The organism is Streptomyces sp. NPDC037401 (assembly GCF_055602345.1).
Window position 1 is genome coordinate 221,327 of sequence record NZ_JBVJWO010000007.1, and the last position, 15,851, is coordinate 237,177.

The 15,851-nt window shown below is 73.9% G+C and carries 13 protein-coding genes; 4 read left to right on the forward strand and 9 right to left on the reverse strand.

Annotation, left to right across the window (positions count from 1 at the left end; genetic code table 11):
* Positions 1 to 36: 36 nt before the first annotated feature.
* The 5 genes from ACZ7H1_RS09330 to ACZ7H1_RS09350 all read right to left on the reverse strand — a co-directional run bounded on the left by ACZ7H1_RS09330 (position 37) and on the right by ACZ7H1_RS09350 (position 6,574).
* The gene (locus ACZ7H1_RS09330) at positions 37 to 519 is read right to left on the reverse strand and encodes an HD domain-containing protein (RefSeq protein WP_470785062.1); all 483 of its coding nucleotides are present in this window, start codon (positions 517 to 519) and stop codon (positions 37 to 39) included.
* On the reverse strand, positions 516 to 1,901 hold the full coding sequence (locus tag ACZ7H1_RS09335) for a pyridoxal phosphate-dependent decarboxylase family protein (RefSeq protein ID WP_470785063.1): 1,386 nt from the start codon (positions 1,899 to 1,901) through the stop codon (positions 516 to 518). Before ACZ7H1_RS09335 ends, ACZ7H1_RS09330 begins: the two co-directional genes overlap by 4 nt.
* A gap of 105 nt (positions 1,902 to 2,006) precedes the next feature.
* Positions 2,007 to 4,463 (reverse strand): ABC transporter permease, encoded by a 2,457-nt coding sequence (locus ACZ7H1_RS09340; protein ID WP_470785065.1) that lies wholly within the window; start codon positions 4,461 to 4,463, stop codon positions 2,007 to 2,009.
* Positions 4,463 to 5,287: an ABC transporter ATP-binding protein gene (locus ACZ7H1_RS09345; RefSeq protein ID WP_470785067.1), complete on the reverse strand. Its 825-nt coding sequence runs from the start codon at positions 5,285 to 5,287 to the stop codon at positions 4,463 to 4,465. The genes ACZ7H1_RS09340 and ACZ7H1_RS09345 overlap by 1 nt, the downstream gene beginning before the upstream one ends.
* 144 nt (positions 5,288 to 5,431) lie before the next feature.
* Entirely contained in the window at positions 5,432 to 6,574 is a 1,143-nt protein-coding gene (locus tag ACZ7H1_RS09350) for a PP2C family protein-serine/threonine phosphatase (protein ID WP_470785069.1), read from the reverse strand.
* 138 nt (positions 6,575 to 6,712) lie between these two features.
* On the opposite strand from ACZ7H1_RS09350, the gene ACZ7H1_RS09355 reads away from it, so the two are divergent.
* Entirely contained in the window at positions 6,713 to 7,942 is a 1,230-nt protein-coding gene (locus ACZ7H1_RS09355) for a GNAT family N-acetyltransferase (RefSeq protein WP_470785071.1), read from the forward strand.
* On the opposite strand, the gene ACZ7H1_RS09360 is transcribed toward ACZ7H1_RS09355, so the two are convergent.
* A complete protein-coding gene (locus tag ACZ7H1_RS09360) occupies positions 7,939 to 8,754 on the reverse strand; it encodes an Fpg/Nei family DNA glycosylase (protein WP_470785072.1) in 816 nt (271 codons plus the stop codon). The two genes, ACZ7H1_RS09355 and ACZ7H1_RS09360, sit on opposite strands and share 4 nt — an antisense overlap.
* Before the next feature lie 70 nt (positions 8,755 to 8,824).
* Entirely contained in the window at positions 8,825 to 9,313 is a 489-nt protein-coding gene (locus ACZ7H1_RS09365; RefSeq protein ID WP_470785074.1) for a ribose-5-phosphate isomerase, read from the reverse strand.
* A gap of 219 nt (positions 9,314 to 9,532) precedes the next feature.
* Here ACZ7H1_RS09365 and ACZ7H1_RS09370 point away from each other — a divergent pair, with 219 nt between their 5' ends.
* A complete protein-coding gene (locus ACZ7H1_RS09370) occupies positions 9,533 to 10,966 on the forward strand; it encodes an amino acid permease (RefSeq protein WP_470785076.1) in 1,434 nt (477 codons plus the stop codon).
* A 116-nt stretch (positions 10,967 to 11,082) separates the two neighbouring features.
* Here the strand turns inward: ACZ7H1_RS09370 and ACZ7H1_RS09375 are convergent, their stop codons facing one another.
* Positions 11,083 to 11,667, reverse strand: a complete 585-nt coding sequence (locus ACZ7H1_RS09375) for a biotin transporter BioY (RefSeq protein ID WP_470785078.1) — start codon at positions 11,665 to 11,667, stop codon at positions 11,083 to 11,085.
* A gap of 233 nt (positions 11,668 to 11,900) precedes the next feature.
* Between ACZ7H1_RS09375 and ACZ7H1_RS09380 the strand changes: the two genes are divergently transcribed.
* Positions 11,901 to 13,286 (forward strand): amino acid permease, encoded by a 1,386-nt coding sequence (locus ACZ7H1_RS09380; RefSeq protein WP_470785080.1) that lies wholly within the window; start codon positions 11,901 to 11,903, stop codon positions 13,284 to 13,286.
* An 81-nt stretch (positions 13,287 to 13,367) separates the two neighbouring features.
* Here ACZ7H1_RS09380 and ACZ7H1_RS09385 read toward each other — a convergent pair whose 3' ends face one another.
* Entirely contained in the window at positions 13,368 to 14,150 is a 783-nt protein-coding gene (locus tag ACZ7H1_RS09385; RefSeq protein WP_470785082.1) for an SDR family NAD(P)-dependent oxidoreductase, read from the reverse strand.
* Between the two features lie 208 nt (positions 14,151 to 14,358).
* On the opposite strand from ACZ7H1_RS09385, the gene ACZ7H1_RS09390 reads away from it, so the two are divergent.
* Positions 14,359 to 15,783, forward strand: a complete 1,425-nt coding sequence (locus tag ACZ7H1_RS09390; protein ID WP_470785084.1) for an amino acid permease — start codon at positions 14,359 to 14,361, stop codon at positions 15,781 to 15,783.
* Positions 15,784 to 15,851: the final 68 nt, after the last annotated feature.

The following is a 15,851-nucleotide window of genomic DNA, read 5'->3' on the forward strand; positions in this document are numbered from 1 at the left end:
CGCCAACCGGAGGTGTTTGCGGCAATTTTCGGCCCGTCAGTCCTCCTGCAGCCCCAGCAACTGCCGTACGTACGCGTACTTCGTTGTCAGCCGGTCCCGGGTCGCGGGGTCCAGGACGGCGAGCCGGGCCGGGTCGGCGTTGTGCGCCAGGTCGGCCTGTTTGACCAGGAGGGCGCCCGGGGTGGCGAGGATGCGGGCGGTGTACTGCTCGACCGGCTCGCCGGGGCGCTTGGTGACCGCCAGGACCATGTCCTTCACGGACCGCGGGAGCGCGGCGGATTCCAGCCAGGCGTGGCTGAGCGCGTCGTCCTCGACGGAGTCGTGCAGCCAGGCCGCCGCGATCTGGCGCTCGCTGCCGCCGCGTGCGCGCACCCCTTCGGCCACCGCCTGGAGGTGTTCGGCGTAGGGTCGGCCGGCCTTGTCGGTCTGGCCTTCGTGGGCGGCGCGGGCGAGCGCCTCGACTTCGGCCAGGGTCAGGCCTGTCCGGCCCGACCGGTCTGCTGACGGGTCCCCGCTCACTTCGCCTCCCTCCGGAGGACCTCGGCGACGCGCTCCGCATCGGCGCGTGTGGTCCGCCAGTTGGAGAACGCGGCGCGCAGGGCCGGGGTTCCCGCCAGGACGGTGGGGGTGAGGAAGACGTCGGGTGCCACCGCCTCGCGCAGGGCGGCGAGCCGGGCGGGCGTGGGCTCGGCCGCGAGGGTGAAGCAGACGACGTTCAGGCGTACCGGGGCGAGCAGCCGGAAGGCGGGGTCGCGGTCGAGGAGCCCGCCGAGGGCGCGGGCGCACGCGACGTTGCGCTCGACGATCTCGCGGTGGCCCCGGCGGCCGTACGCGGCGAGGGTGAACCAGGCGGCGAGGGCGCGCAGCCGGTGGGAGTTCTCGGGGGTGAGGTGGACCAGGTCGGGGTGGTCGCCGAGGGGGCCGAGGTAGGCGGCGGAGTTCTGGAAGACCCGGGTCTGGAGGTCCTGGCGGCGGGTGAACTGCACGGCGCTGTCGTAGGGCACGTTCAGCCACTTGTGCAGGTCGATGCAGACGGAGTCGGCCTCGCCGAGGCCTTCGGCGAGGTGGGCGTGCTCGGGCGAGAGGGCGGCGAAGGCACCGAAGGCGGCGTCGGTGTGGAGCCAGAAGTCGTGGCGCCGCCTGAGGTCGGCGAGGGCCGTGAGGTCGTCGAAGTCGACGGTGTTGACGGTGCCGGCGTTGGCGACGACGACGCAGGGGCCCGGGGTGTCGGCGAGCGCGCGGTCGAGTGCGGCGGGGTCGACGGCCTCCCGGCCGGGCAGCGTGGGGACCTGGACGAGGGAGTTCCGTCCGAGGCCGAGGATGGCGAGGGCCTTGCCGATGGAGGAGTGCGGGGCGCCGGAGAGCACGCGGACGGGGCCGAGCGCGGCGGTGCCGTCCTCGGCGGGCGAGACGCCGAGCCGCTCGCCGAGCCATTCGCGGGCGATGGCGAGGCCGGTGGTGTTGGACATGGTGGCGCCGCTGACGAAGGTGCCGGTGTGGGCGTCCGGAAGGCCGAACAGCTCGCGCAGCCAGCCGACCGTCTCGCGTTCGAGGTCCTGGCCGCCGCCGTCGAGTGCGGAGTTGGAGTTCTGGTCGTGGGCCGCGGTGAGCCAGTCGCCGGCGAGGGCGGCGGGGGTGGCGCCGCCGGTCACGAAGCCGAGGTAGCGGGGGCCGGCGGAGGCGGAGAGGCGGGGCTCCCAGCGGGCGGCGAAGGAGGCGAGGGCGGCTTCGGCCCCGCTGCCGGCCTCCGGGAGCGGCGCGGGCCCGGCGGCGGGCGCGGGGGCGGGGGCGGGCAGGACCGGGCGGGCGTCGAGCGCGTCCAGGGCCTGCACGGCGTGCCGGCGGGTGGCGTCGAGCAGGGCGGGGAGCCGGGCCAGGTCGGCGGCGAGCTGGTTGTCCATGCCGGCACGCTAGCCCCGCCCCCGGGCCCCCGCCCGGTCCAATTCCGACCGGGTGGCCGGTCCGCCCGGCGCCCGCCGCCTGCGGGTGGCGGGCGGCCCGGCCGCCTATGCGGCGGGGCGGCGGAGGGCGTGGCGGGCGGGGAGGTGGGTGGCTGCGAGGGTCAGGGCGAAGGCCGTGGCCACCAGGGCGGCGCAGAGGGCGGGCGGGAGGTACGGGGCGCCGCCGGTGACGGCGTCCACCAGGGGCACCAGGGTCGCCAGCGCGATCGCCGCGCCGAGGCCGAGGCCCGTGCAGGTGACGAGCAGGGCCTCCCAGCGGATCATCCGCAGGACCTGTCGGCGGGTGGAGCCCACCAGGCGGAGGGTGGTCAGCTCGCGGCGGCGGTCCAGGACGGTCATCACGAGCGTGTTGGCGGCGGCGATGGCCGCGAAGCCGCCGAGGACGGCCGCCATGGTGGTGTTCGCCCAGGCGTTCACCTCCCGGTCCGTGCCCCGGGCGGTGGTCCAGCCCGCCGCGTCGGTGACCAGGCCGAGCCCGGCGAGGGCGGGTGAGGAGCCCTGTACGAACAGCTCGGTGGGGGCGGTGGAGGTGACGTGCCCGGCCAGGTCGGCGGCCGGGAGGGTGACCTGCCCGAGGCCGAGGCCGCGGGCGTAGACGGCGGTCACGACGGGCTCGGCGGGGCTTCCGTCGGGCAGCCGCAGGGCGATCCGGTCGCCGACCCCGACGCCCGCGGAGCCGGCGAGCGTGCGGTCCACGGCGACCGTGCCCGGCCGCAGGCGGGCGAGGGAGCCGGAGCGTACGTCCAGGTCCTGGACCGCGGTGAGGTCCCCGGTGACGCCCTGCGCGGCGACGGTCAGGAGGCTGCGGCCCTCACCCGAGCCGGTCGGTACGACGAGGGAGGTGCGCAGCACGGGGACGGCGGCCGTCACCCCGGGCAGGGCCGCCGCGCGGGCCGCCGCGTCGGAGGCGAGGCCACCGGGCGCGGTGACGACGTGGTCCGCGAGGACGCCCGCGCTCTGCTGGTCTCGGGTGGCCCGGTCCTCGCTGCTGTGGAGGAAGAGCAGGGTCGAGGAGAAGGCCGTGGCGAGCACGATCGGGGTGATGGCGGAGGCGAGGCGGCGGGCGTTGGCGCGGGAGTTGGCGGCGGCGAGCGACGCGGCGGGGCCGGCCGCGCGCAGCGGGAGGCCGAGGAGCCCCGCGCAGGAGCGGGCGATGAGCGGGCCGAGCAGGGCCACGGCGAGCATGAAGAGCATGACGACGCCGAGTGCGGCGTTGGCGGCGTCGTCGCCGGTCCCGCTCGCGGCGAGACCGGCGCAGACGACGCCGCCGGCGAGGGCCGCGAGCCCGAGCGGGGTGCGGATCCAGCCGGGCCGCAGCCGTTCCACGGCGGCCTCGGTCAGGGCCTGGCCGGGCTTGGTCCGGGAGGGCCGGCGGGCGGCCAGGTACCCGGCGAGCAGGGCGGTCAGGAGTGCGGTGGCGGCGGCGACGACCAGGGGGAGCCAGGAGACGGTCAGCTCGACGGCCCGGGGGACGGCGCCCTTGTCCTGGAGCTGTCCGAACCACCAGCGGGCCAGGGCGATGCCGGGGAGGCAGCCGAGGGCGCCGGCCACGGGGGCGGTCAGCAGGGCTTCGGTGGCGATGGTGCGGCGGATCTGGCGGGGGGTGGTGCCGATGGCGCGGAGCAGGGCGAAGTCGCGGGCGCGCTGTCCGATGGAGAGGGCGACGGTGCCGGCGGCGGTGAAGACGGCCACCAGGGCGGCGACCCCGCCGAAGGAGCCGCCGAGGCCGGTGAGGAGCTCCCGGGCGCCGGCGAGCTGCGGGTCGAGGGCGCGGTCCGGGCCGGTGAGGACCTGCGCGGAGCCGCCGACGGCGGCCTCGGCGCGGGCGGCGACGGCGTCCCTCGTGCGGTCGGACCAGGCGGGCCCGCCGGGCTTCGGCAGCAGGGCGATGGCGTCGAGCCGGCCGGGGTGGCCGGACAGGGCGCGGGCCTCGGCGTCGGCGAACCAGACGCCGTCGGAGGGGGAGGGCGTGCGGGCGGCGGCCAGTCCGGAGACGCGGAAGTCCCTTTTGCCGACGGGGGTGTCGAGGGTGACGGTGCTGCCCAGGGCCGCCGGGGCGCCGAGGACGACCTCGCCGGCGGCGGGGGCGCGTCCGGCGGTCAGTTCCGTACCGGTGAAGGCGGTGGAGCCCCAGCCTGCGGCGGTGCGGGCCGACGGGCCTGCGTGGACGGGGAAGGAGGTGTCGCCGACGACGGTGACGCCGAGCGGGGCGAGCCGGTCGAGCAGGGCCGTGTCGAGGCGCGCCCGGTCGGGGACGGGTGCGGTGACCTCGTACTCGCCGTCCCCGCTGCCGGCCCGTACGCGCAGCTGCTGGTCGGCGGCGATGACCACGGGGGCTTCCGCGTAGCGGGTGGGCGGGGCGGAGGCGCGCAGTCCGGTTTCCAGCAGGATTCCGCAGGCGGAGACGATCGCGACCGTCATGAGGAGGGCGAGGAAGGTGCCGGCGAAGGCCGCGGGGCGGAACCGCAGGGAGGCCCGCGCGAGGCCGTTGGGCATGCGCATCAGGCTGCCGCTCCCTGGAGCGCGGGGGCGGTCAGGGCGGTCATGCGGGCCGCGATCAGCTCGGGGCGGCTGCGCGGCAGCCGTTCCGCGAGCTGCCCGTCGGCGAGGAAGAGCACCTGGTCGGCGTGGGCGGCTGCGGCCGGGTCGTGGGTGACCATGACCACGGTGGCGCCGAGCGAGTCGACGGCGCTGCGCAGCAGGCCGAGCACCTCGGCGGCGGTGGTGGTGTCGAGGGCGCCGGTGGGCTCGTCGGCGAAGATCACGTCGGGGCGGGTGACCAGCGCGCGGGCGAGGGCCACGCGCTGCTGCTGGCCGCCGGAGAGCTCGGCGGGGCGGCGGTGGCCCTTGCCCTCCAGGCCGACGCGGGCGAGCAGTTCGGCGGCGCGCCGGTGGTCCTGGCGTCCGCCGGCGAGGCGCATGGGGAGCAGGACGTTCTGCTCGACGGTGAGCGAGGGCAGCAGGTTGAAGGCCTGGAAGACGAATCCGAGGCGGCTGCGGCGCAGCTCGGTGAGCTTGTTCTCGTTCATGCCGGTGATCTCGGTTCCGCCGAGGCGTACGGAGCCCTCGGTGGGGCGGTCGAGTCCGGCGGCGCACTGGAGGAAGGTGGACTTGCCGGAGCCGGAGGGGCCCATCACCGCGGTGAAGGAGCCGTGCGGGAGGCTGAGGTCGATGCCGCGCAGGGCGTGGACGGTCGCGCCGCGCTTGCCGTACTGCCGCCGCACGCCGCGCAGTTCGACCGCCGCCGCGGGTCCGTGGGGCGCGCCGGGCGCCGTCGGGGCCGTGGGGGCCGTGTTCTCGAACCGCTTGTTCCGCCGCAGCCCCATGGGGTGCCGCCTTCCGTTCCGTGCCTCGTGTAACCCGTCCCCTCGAACGTACGGAGCGCGGGGCGGCGGCGGCCATGACGGAACCCGGCCGGTCGGAGGTGGGGCTACCCCCACCCCTGACCTGCGGCCGGCGGGCGGGGCGGGTCAGGCGGAGCGGCGGATCAGGAGCAGGGCGCGGTCGTCGTTGACGTCCTTGGCGACCTTTTCGATCAGGTGCCAGGCGGCGCCTTCGAAGCCGGAGGAGACGTGGCGGTCGGCCTCGCCGGTGAGGCGGTCGATGCCTTCGCTGATGTCGCGGTCGGCGGTCTCGACGAGGCCGTCGGTGAAGAGCATGAGGACGTCGCCGCGCCGGAGGTTGCCGCGGGCGGGCTTGAACTCGGCGCCGTCGTAGACGCCGAGCAGCGGGCCCTCGCCGGACTTCTCCTCCCAGCGGCCGGTTCCCGCGGAGAGCTGGAGTGCGGGCAGGTGGCCGGCGGAGAGGAGTTCGTAGTCGCCGGTGGCCAGGTCGAGGACGAGGTGGACGGAGGTGGCGAAGCCCTCGTCCCAGTCCTGGCGGAGCAGGTAGCCGTTGGCGGCGGGGAGGAAGTCCTGCGGGGGCAGCGAGCCGAGCAGGCCGCCGAAGGCACCGGACAGGAGGAGGGCGCGGGATCCGGCGTCCATGCCCTTGCCGGAGACGTCGGTGAGGACGGCTTCCAGGGTGCGGCCGCCGTTGGTGCGGGCGGCGACGACGAAGTCCCCGGAGAAGGACTGCCCGCCGGCCGGGCGCAGGGCCATTTCGCGGTGCCAGCCGCGGGGCAGCGCGGGCAGCTTGCTCTGGACCCGGATGCGTTCGCGGAGGTCGAAGAGCATGGTGCCGCCGCGCCGCCAGGGCACGCCGACGCGGCTGCGGAACTGCGCGATGACCAGTCCGAAGAATCCGCAGGCTGCGACGACCAGCACGGTGCCCGGGGTGACCCGGGCGGGTCCCTGGGTGTACGGGCCGAGGACCACGGACTCGACGATCAGGGCGCCGGCCGCGGCGGCGTAGAGGCCGAGGAGGCTGGCCGGGCGCAGCAGCAGGCCGCCCGCGACGATCGGCAGGACGAGGGCGGAGGGCGAGAACCAGACGGGCATCGTGATCGTCCCGCAGGCGATGGCGGGGATGGTCAGCAGCAGTCCGGTGAGGGCGAGCCAGTCGGAGGCGTCACCGCGGAAGTAGTCCACCGCGGATTTGCGCAGGGCGGTGCGGGCCCGGTGCGCGACCTTGCGCATCCGGGCCGGGAACGATTCCACGCGAGCTCCGGCCATTGCTTCGGGACCCTATCCATCCTGGCTGTGCGCGCGCAGCAGTGCCCCCGACAAGACCCTTACAAGCGGTGGCCGAAGCTCCGCGATCGGGTCCGAAATCAGATCGACCAGACAGGTTTGCCCTGATAGGGATGGCATATGACGATCGAGATGCGGGTGCTGCGGACCGGTGAGTGGGACGCCTGGTTCGAGGGTCTGGAGCTGGCGTTCGGCGGGGTCGCGGAGCCGTCCGAGCAGCGGGAGCTGTACCGCTCGCTGACCGAGTACGGGCGTTCCCTCGGGGTCTGGGAGGGCGAGGACTGGGTCGGCAGTGCGAGCGCGTTCGGCTTCCGGCTGTCGGTGCCGGGCGGCGCGCTGGTGCCGGCGGCCGGCGTGACGATGGTCGGGGTGTCCCCCACGCACCGGCGGCGCGGGGTGCTGACCTCGATGATGCGCCGCCAGCTGGACGACGTACGGGCCGCGGGCGAGCCGGTGGCGGTGCTGACGGCCTCGGAGGCGGCGATCTACGGGCGCTTCGGTTACGGGGTCGCGACGATGGCGCTGTCCGCCGAGATCGACACCCGCCGCGTGCGGCTGGCGGTTCCGGAGGGCACGGACGGCGTACGGCTGCGGCTGGTGAGGCCGGCGGACGCGCTGGAGCGGTGCGAGGCGGTGTACGCGCGGCTGGTGGAGCGGCGTGCTGGCATGCTGGCGCGGCAGCCAGGCTGGGAGCGGATGGTGCTGGCGGACCCGGAGCAGTCGCGGGACGGCGGGTCGCCGCTGCAGTGCGTCCTCGCCGAGCGGGACGGGCAGGTCGTGGGCTACGCGCGCTTCCACAACAGGCCGCGGTGGACGGCGGCGGGCGCGGACGGCGTGGTGTCCGTACGGGACCTGGACGCGCTGGACCCGGCGGCGTACGCGGCGCTGTGGCGGTTCTTGTTCGAGATCGACCTGACCAGCTCGGTGGAGGTGCGCGGCCGCCCGGCCGACGACGCCTGGCAGTACCTGGTGGACGACGTGCGGCGCTGCCGGGTGGGGCTGCGGGAGGCACTGTTCGTACGGCTGGTGGACGTGGGCGCGGCGCTGGAGGCGCGGACGTACGCGGCGCCGCTGGACGTGGTCCTCGAGGTGCGGGACGCGTTCTGCCCGTGGAATGACGGGCGCTGGCGGCTCACGGGTGACGCGAAGGGCGCGAGCTGCACCCGTACGGATGACCCGGCGGACCTGGAGCTGACGGTGCGCGAACTGGGTTCGGCGTATCTGGGCGGCATCGGCCTGGCGGCGCTGGCGGCCGCGGGCCGGGTCGGGGAGCTGCGCCAGGGCGCGCTGGCGGAGGCCTCGCGGGCCTTCGCCGCCGATGCGGCACCCTGGCTGCCGCACGGCTTCTAGGCCGCCTGGCGCTGCTGGCAGGCGGGGCACCAGAAGAGGTTGCGGGCGGCGAGACCGGCGGTGCGGATCTCGCCGCCACAGATGTGGCAGGGCTGGTCGGCCCTGCGGTAGACGTACACCTCTCCGCCGTGGTCGTCCACGCGCGGCGGGCGGCCCATCGCCTCGGGCATGTGCTCGGGGCGGACGGTGTCGATGCGGTTGTTGCGCACGCCTTCGCGCATCAGGCAGGCGAGGTCGGCCCAGATCGCGTCCCACTCGGCGCGGGTGAGGTCGCGGCCGGCCCGGTACGGGTCGATGCCGTGCCGGAAGAGGACCTCGGCGCGGTAGACGTTGCCCACGCCCGCGACGACCTTCTGGTCCATGAGGAGGGCGGCGACGGTGGTGCGGCTGCGGGAGATCCGGTCCCAGGCGCGGCCGGGGTCGTCGTCGGCGCGCAGCGGGTCCGGGCCGAGCCGGTCGTGTATCGCCTTCTTCTCGGCCCCGGTGACCAGCGCGCAGGCGGTCGGGCCGCGCAGGTCGGCGTAGTGGTCGTCGTTGCGCAGCCGCAGCCGGACGGTGTCGGTCGCGGGCGGGGCGGGCGCGGGCCCGAAGCCGTACTTCCCGAAGAGTCCGAGGTGGATGTGGATCCAGTCCTCGCCGAAGCCGAGGAAGAGGTGCTTGCCGTGGGCCTCGGCGGTGTCGAGCTCGCGGCCGTCGAGCAGGGCCGCGCTCTCCGCGAAGCGGCCCTGGGGGCTGCCGACCCGGACCGGGCGGGCGGCGAAGCGCTCTGCGTGGTCCTGGGCGAGGCGGTGGATCGTATGCCCCTCGGGCACGGCTGTTCTCCTCGGCGTGGGCATGGCCGTGCCGCCGGGCCCCGCGCAGGGGTCCGGCGGCACGTGCGTCCTACTGGTCCTGCGGGTGGTGGGCCGGGATCGGGGGGAGCTCGCCGGTCTGCTCGTAGGCGGCGAGCATCTCGATGCGGCGGGTGTGGCGCTCCTCGTTGGAGTACGGGGTCGCCAGGAAGGCCTCGATGAAGCTGGTGGCCTCTTCCTCGGTGTGCATCCGGCCGCCGACGGAGATGACGTTGGCGTTGTTGTGCTCGCGGCCGAGCTTGGCGGTCTCGACGCTCCAGGCGAGGACCGCGCGGACGCCCTTGACCTTGTTGGCGGCGATCTGCTCGCCGTTGCCGGAGCCGCCGATCACGACGCCCAGGGCGTCCGGGTCCGCGGCGGTCTTCTCCGCGGCACGCAGGCAGAACGGCGGGTAGTCGTCGACGGCGTCGTAGATGTGGGGCCCGCAGTCGACGGGCTCGTGGCCGTTGTTCTTGAGCCAGTCCACGAGGTGGTTCTTGAGCTCAAAGCCGGCATGGTCGGATCCGAGGTAGACGCGCATGGCACCGAGTGTGGCACGAGCACCCCCGCCGGGGTGCAGGGGGTGTCGCGTGGGTCACGCGGAAAGCTCAAGTAATGCCAAAGTTCGCAGTTGGGGAGGGTCGGGACTTTGGTCCAGGCCATTTGCCCTATGGCAACGATCCGGATTCAGGCCTTCCGTCCTGCGTTCATCCCGGTTTGAATGCCCGGGCTCGCAACCCGAGAACCTAAGGATCCGTCCATGAGCTCCACGACGACCCTTCAGAAGGCAGGCGGACCCGCTGGTGACCCCAGTGGTCCGACGCCCTCCGACGGTCTGAAGGCCGGTCTCAAGAACCGCCACCTTTCCATGATCGCCATTGGCGGTGTCATCGGCGCCGGCCTGTTCGTCGGCTCCGGCGGCGGTATCGCCAAGGCCGGCCCCGCCATCCTGATCTCCTACGCGCTCGTCGGCGCGATGGTGGTCTTCGTGATGCGGATGCTGGGCGAGATGGCCGCCGCCAGCCCGAACTCGGGCTCCTTCTCCGCGTACGCCGACCGCGCGCTGGGCCGCTGGGCCGGCTTCTCCATCGGCTGGCTGTACTGGTTCTTCTGGGTGGTCGTGCTGGCCGTCGAGGCCACGGCCGGCGCGGTGATCCTGGAGGGCTGGATCCCGGCCGTCCCGCAGTGGGCCTGGGCCCTGATCGTCATGGTCGTCCTGACCGTCACCAACCTGGCCTCGGTCTCGTCGTACGGCGAGTTCGAGTTCTGGTTCGCGGGCATCAAGGTCGTCGCCATCGGCGCGTTCGTGGTCGTCGGCATGCTGGCCGTCTTCGGCGTCCTGCCGGGGTCCGACAACCCGGGTGCCGGCTTCGCCCACCTGACCGACACTGGGGGCTTCCTGCCCAACGGCGCGGGCGCGATCCTCACCGGCGTACTGATGGTCGTCTTCTCCTTCATGGGCAGCGAGATCGTCACGCTGGCCGCCGGCGAGTCCGAGGACCCGCGCCGCGCGGTCACCAAGGCCACCAACTCGGTGATCTGGCGCATCGGCGTCTTCTACCTGGGCTCGATCTTCGTCGTCCTGACCCTGCTGCCGTGGAACGACAAGTCGATCACCGAGAAGGGCTCGTACGTCGCCGCCCTGGACTCGATCGGCATCCCGGCCGCCGGCCAGATCATGAACTTCATCGTGCTCACGGCCGTGCTGTCCTGCCTGAACTCGGGCCTGTACACCGCCTCCCGCATGGCCTTCTCGCTCGGCCAGCGCGGTGACGCGCCGAAGGCCTTCGCGAAGGTCAGCGCCAAGGGCGTGCCCACCATCGCGATCTGGGGCTCGGTCGTCTTCGGCTTCGTCGCCGTGTACTTCAACTACGCGTTCAAGGACACGGTCTTCAACTTCCTCCTGAACTCCTCGGGTGCCATCGCGCTCTTCGTCTGGCTGGTGATCTGCTTCACCCAGCTGAAGATGCGCGGCATCCTGCTCCGCGAGGCGCCGGAGAAGGTCACCGTCAAGATGTGGCTCTTCCCGTACCTGACCTGGGCGACGGCCGCGATGATCGTCTTCGTCATCGGCTACATGTTCTTCGACGACGCGAACCGCGAGGTCGTGCTGCTGTCGACGCTGGTCGCGGCGGTCGTCGTGGTCATCGGCCTGATCGTGGACCGCAGGCGCAAGACGGCGCTCACCCCCTGAGTGCGCACGCCGGGGCGACACCGCCCGCGGCACATGCGAGAACCCCCCGGACAACGGCGTCCGGGGGGTTCTCGCATGTGCGCCGGGCTTCGGGCGGCCGCGCCGTCCGGGGACCGTCAGCCGCGTCGGCCGAGCAGCTTCCACACGGTCGGCAGCAGGCCCATGGCGAGGGCCGCCTTGAGCGCGTCGCCGATCAGAAAGGGCAGCATGCCCTCGGCGACGGCGGTGGAGAAGGGCATCCCGGTGGCCAGCGCGAGGTACGGCACGCCGACGGCGTAGACGACGAGGGAGCCCACCGCCATCGCGCCCGCGGTACGCAGCACCGAGCGGCCCGCGCCCCGCCGGGCCAGGGCGCCGACCACCGTCGAGGCCAGCAGCATGCCCAGGACGTAGCCGAAGGTGGCGCCGCCCGCACCGGCGGTGCCGCCCGCGAACCACGGCACGCCGGCCATGCCGACCAGCGCGTAGAGCGCGAGCGAGAGGAAGCCGCGGCGGGCGCCGAGCGAGGTGCCGACGAGCAGCGCGGCGAAGGTCTGGCCGGTGACCGGCACGATCAGGCCGGGGACGTGCACCGACACCTGGGCGGCGAGACCCATGAGGGCGGCTCCGCCGGCGACCAGCGCGACGTCGCGGGTGCGGCTCGCCGGGAGCAGGTCGGCGAGGACGGCGCCGGGCCGGAAGGAGAGGGAAGCGGTGCTCATGAGGGCTCCGGGAATCGGGGGCTCGGGGAGGGACACCGCGACGTTAGTCCTGCCGCCGGGCCGGTCCCACCGTCACACGGACACAAAGCGTTGATCCCCCCGTTGGTGGGGAGTGCACAAAGAGCGGGGTTCCGCGCCGCAAGCGGAACGTCCGAAGTGACACGGATCACGCAGCCATTGATTGTGTCCCGTCCGTTTTGCACGGCAGCTCTCCGCTCGGAGACACTGTCCGGATGTCACAAGCACCTCTGCCGGAACTCGCCGAGGAACCCCTCGGTCACGGCCTCAAGCAGCGCCATCTGACCATGCTGGGGCTCGGCGGCGTCATCGGCGCGGGCCTCTTCGTCGGATCCGGCGCCGGCATTGCGCTGGCCGGGCCCGGCATCGTCGTGTCGTACCTGCTCGCGGGCGCGCTCGCGATGCTGGTGATGCGGATGCTCGGCGAGATGTCCGCCGCGATGCCCGCCTCCGGCTCCTTCTCCGTGCACGCGGAGCGGGCCATGGGCCGCTGGGCCGGGTTCTCGGTGGGGTGGCTGTACTGGTTCCTGCTGGTCGTGGTGCTCGCCGTGGAGGCCACCGGCGCCGCGAAGATCGCCAACGGCTGGCTGCCGGGCGTCCCGCAGTGGACCTGGGTGCTGATCTTCATGGTGGTCTTCACCGTGAGCAATCTGGCGGCCGTGCGGAACTTCGGCGAGTTCGAGTTCTGGTTCGCCGCCCTCAAGGTCGGCGCGATCGTGCTGTTCCTGATCCTGTCGACGCTGGCGGTCGTCGGCTGGCTGCCCGACACCGACCCGATCGGCACGGCCAACCTGACCGGCCAGGGCGGCTTCCTGCCCAACGGCTGGTCGGGGGTGATCTCCGGGGTGCTCGCGGTGGTCTTCGCCTTCGGCGGCCTGGAGGTCGTCACGATCGCGGCCGCCGAGTCCGACGACCCGGCCCGGTCGGTGGCGCGTGCGGTGCGCAGCGCCGTGTGGCGCATCCTCTTCTTCTACGTCGGCTCGATGCTGGTGATCGTCACGCTGCTGCCCTGGGACGAGCTGACGCCCGGCCAGAGCCCGTACGTCGCGGTGCTGGACTCGATCGGCATCCCGTCGGCCGGCCAGATCATGAACATCGTGGTGTTCGTGGCGCTGCTGTCGGCGCTCAACGCGAACCTGTACGGCTCCTCGCGCATGGTCTTCTCGCTGGCCGAGCGCGGCGAGGCGCCCAAGGCCCTGCTGAAGGTGTCCGGCGGCGGGGTGCCGCGGCGCGCGGTGTTCGCGTCGGTGGCCTTCGGCTTCTGCTCGGTGGTGCTGAACCTGCTGTGGCCGGAGACGGTGTTCCTCTACATGCTCAACGCCGTCGGCGCGGTGCTGCTGTTCGTGTGGGCCCTGATCGCGGTCTCGCAGCTGAAGCTGCGGCGCCGGATCGAGCGGGAGACCCCGGAGCGGCTGACCCTGCGGATGTGGGCCTTCCCGTACCTGACCTGGGCGGCGCTGGCCGGCATGGCGGCCGTGCTGGTGCTGATGCTCTTCGACGACTCCGCGCGCCCGCAGCTCCTGTGGTCCACGGGCGCGGCCGCGGCCGTCCTGGCGGTGGCGGGCATCCGGGAGCTGCGCGGACGCCGCGCCGCCGGCTGACCCGGCGTTCGAACCGGGCGAGAGCCGGGGCCCCGCGCGGTGTGCGCGGGGCCCCGGCGCGTTCCCGGGCAGGGCGGGCGGTCAGGTGCGCAGGTAGGAGGCGCCGTTGACGTCGAGGACGGTGCCCGAGCTCCAGAGCGCTTCCGGCGAGGCCAGGTAGAGCACCGCGGAGGCGATCTCCTGCGGGGCGGCGACCCGGCCGAAGGGGCTCTGCGCGCGGATCTGCTCGCCCTCCGCGCCGTCGAGCCGCCCGGCGACGCGCTCGGTGGCCGTGAACCCGGGCGCGACGGACGCCACCGCGATGCGGTGGGGGGCGAGGGAGACGGCCAGCGACTGGCCGAGGGCGTGCAGCGCCGCCTTGGTGGCGCCGTACGCCGGGTGGTCGGGCTCGCCGCGGAAGGCGCCGCGCGAGCCGACGTTGACGATGCGGCCCTCGCGCCCGTCGTCGATCATGCGGCGGGCGACGCAGTGGCTGAGGTTCGCGGCGCCGAAGAGGTTCACGGCCACGGTCCGCTGCCAGGCCTCCTGCCACTGGCCGTACGGGGTCTCGGGCAGCGGGTGCCGGACCATCACCGCGGCGTTGTTCACCAGGACGTCCACGCCCCCGAGCGCGTCGGCGGCCTCGGCGGCCAGCGCTTCGACGCGCGCCGGGTCGGCGAGGTCACCGGTGACCAGGACGTGCCCGGTTCCGTCGAGGGCCGCGAGGGTCTCCTCGGCGTCGGCGTGCCGGGCGGAGGCGTGCACCGCGACCCGGTCGCCCTGCCGGGCGAACGCGGCGGCGACGGCGCGTCCGATGCCGCGGGAGGCTCCGGTGACGAGCACGCCCCGGCCGGTGGCGGGCGGCGGTGCGGTCTGGCGGGTCATGCGACGCTCCTTCGGCTCGGTCGCCCGGGCGGCCTCGCCCCGGGGCTCCTCCATGATCACCCGGGCCGGACGCGTGCCGGGGTGATCACGTCCAGTTCTCCGGGCGTCCGCATATCGGACGCGATCCGTCCGTTGAGCGGACGGAGGGCAGACTGAGCCAACTCACCCGTCGCCCACACCAACCGGACAGGCAAGGCAAATCGTCCCCATGAGCCAGACCGTCACGCCCCCCAGGCAGGAACGAGCAGCCGGCCCCGCGGCCGGGTCCCCGCTGTCGAACGGCCTCAAGCAGCGCCACCTTTCGATGATCGCCCTCGGCGGGGTCATCGGCGCCGGACTGTTCGTCGGCTCGGGCGCCGGAATCGCCGCCGCCGGCCCGTCGATCGTGCTGGCGTACGCCGCCTCCGGCCTGCTCGTGATGTTCGTGATGCGGATGCTCGGCGAGATGTCGGCCGCCAACCCCGCCTCGGGCTCCTTCTCGGTGCACGCGGAGCGGGCCATCGGCAAGTGGGCCGGTTTCACCGCGGGCTGGATGTTCTGGACCCTGCTGTGCGTGGGCGTGGCCATCGAGGCGATCGGCGCGGCCCAGATCATGGTCGGCTGGTTCCCCGGCACCCCGTCCTGGATGTGGGTCCTCGTCTTCATGGCGGTGTTCTGCGGCAGCAACCTCGCCGCGGTGTCCCGGTTCGGCGAGTTCGAGTTCTGGTTCGCCACCCTGAAGATCGGCGCGATCGCCCTCTTCCTGACCCTGGGCACCCTGGCCATCCTGGGCGTGCTGCCCGGAACCGACGCCCCCGGCACCGCCAACCTGCTCCACGACGGCGGCTTCCTGCCCAACGGCGTGGAGGGCCTGCTGGTGGGCCTGCTCGCCTCCGTCGTCGCGTACGGCGGACTGGAGACCGTGACCATCGCGGCGGCCGAGTCCGAGGACCCGGTGCGCGGAGTCGCGCGGGCCGTGAAGACGACCATGTGGCGGATCGCCATCGTGTACGTCGGCTCGATGCTGGTGATCGTCACGCTGATCCCGTGGAACTCCGAGGGCGCGGCCAGGGCGCCGTACGCCACCGCTCTGGACCACCTGGGCATCCCCGGCGCCGGCCAGGTCATGAACGTCGTCATCCTCATCGCCCTGCTGTCCGCGATGAACGCCAACATCTACGGCTCCTCGCGGATGGCGTACTCGCTGGTCGCGCGCGGCCAGGGGCCGCGCGCCCTGGGCAAGGTCACCGGCCGGGTGCCGCGCCGCGCGGTGCTCGCGTCCTCCGGCTTCGGCTTCGTCACCGTCCTGCTGTCGTACTGGTACCCGGACACCCTCTTCGCCTGGCTGCTGAACATGGTCGGCGGCGTGATCCTGGTGGTCTGGGGCTTCATCGCGGTCTCGCAGTTCGTGCTGCGCCGCCGGCTGGAGCGCGAGGCCCCCGGGAAGCTCGTCGTGAAGATGTGGGGCTTCCCGTACCTGACCTGGGTGGCGCTGGCCGGTGTGGCCGGGGTGCTGGGCCTGATGGTGTGGGACGCCGACACCCGGCTCCAGGTGATCTTCACCGGCGGTCTGACGGCCGCTCTGGCGGCCACCGGCTACGTGCTCCAGCGCAGGGGCGCGGCCCGCGAGGCGGCAGCGCCCGCGGCGGACTGACGCCCGCCCGTTCACCCCGCCGCCCGAAGGCCCCCGGCGCACCCGCGCCGGGGGCCTTCGGCGTGTCC

Coding starts and splice junctions, on each gene's coding strand:
- ACZ7H1_RS09335 (WP_470785063.1), bottom strand. CDS start 1,901: ATGGACAACCAGCTCGCCGCCGACCTGGCCCGGCTCCCCGCCCTGCTC.
- ACZ7H1_RS09340 (WP_470785065.1), bottom strand. CDS start 4,463: ATGCGCATGCCCAACGGCCTCGCGCGGGCCTCCCTGCGGTTCCGCCCC.
- ACZ7H1_RS09345 (WP_470785067.1), bottom strand. CDS start 5,287: ATGGGGCTGCGGCGGAACAAGCGGTTCGAGAACACGGCCCCCACGGCC.
- ACZ7H1_RS09350 (WP_470785069.1), bottom strand. CDS start 6,574: ATGGCCGGAGCTCGCGTGGAATCGTTCCCGGCCCGGATGCGCAAGGTC.
- ACZ7H1_RS09355 (WP_470785071.1), top strand. CDS start 6,713: ATGACGATCGAGATGCGGGTGCTGCGGACCGGTGAGTGGGACGCCTGG.
- ACZ7H1_RS09365 (WP_470785074.1), bottom strand. CDS start 9,313: ATGCGCGTCTACCTCGGATCCGACCATGCCGGCTTTGAGCTCAAGAAC.
- ACZ7H1_RS09370 (WP_470785076.1), top strand. CDS start 9,533: ATGAGCTCCACGACGACCCTTCAGAAGGCAGGCGGACCCGCTGGTGAC.
- ACZ7H1_RS09375 (WP_470785078.1), bottom strand. CDS start 11,667: ATGAGCACCGCTTCCCTCTCCTTCCGGCCCGGCGCCGTCCTCGCCGAC.
- ACZ7H1_RS09380 (WP_470785080.1), top strand. CDS start 11,901: ATGTCACAAGCACCTCTGCCGGAACTCGCCGAGGAACCCCTCGGTCAC.
- ACZ7H1_RS09385 (WP_470785082.1), bottom strand. CDS start 14,150: ATGACCCGCCAGACCGCACCGCCGCCCGCCACCGGCCGGGGCGTGCTC.
- ACZ7H1_RS09390 (WP_470785084.1), top strand. CDS start 14,359: ATGAGCCAGACCGTCACGCCCCCCAGGCAGGAACGAGCAGCCGGCCCC.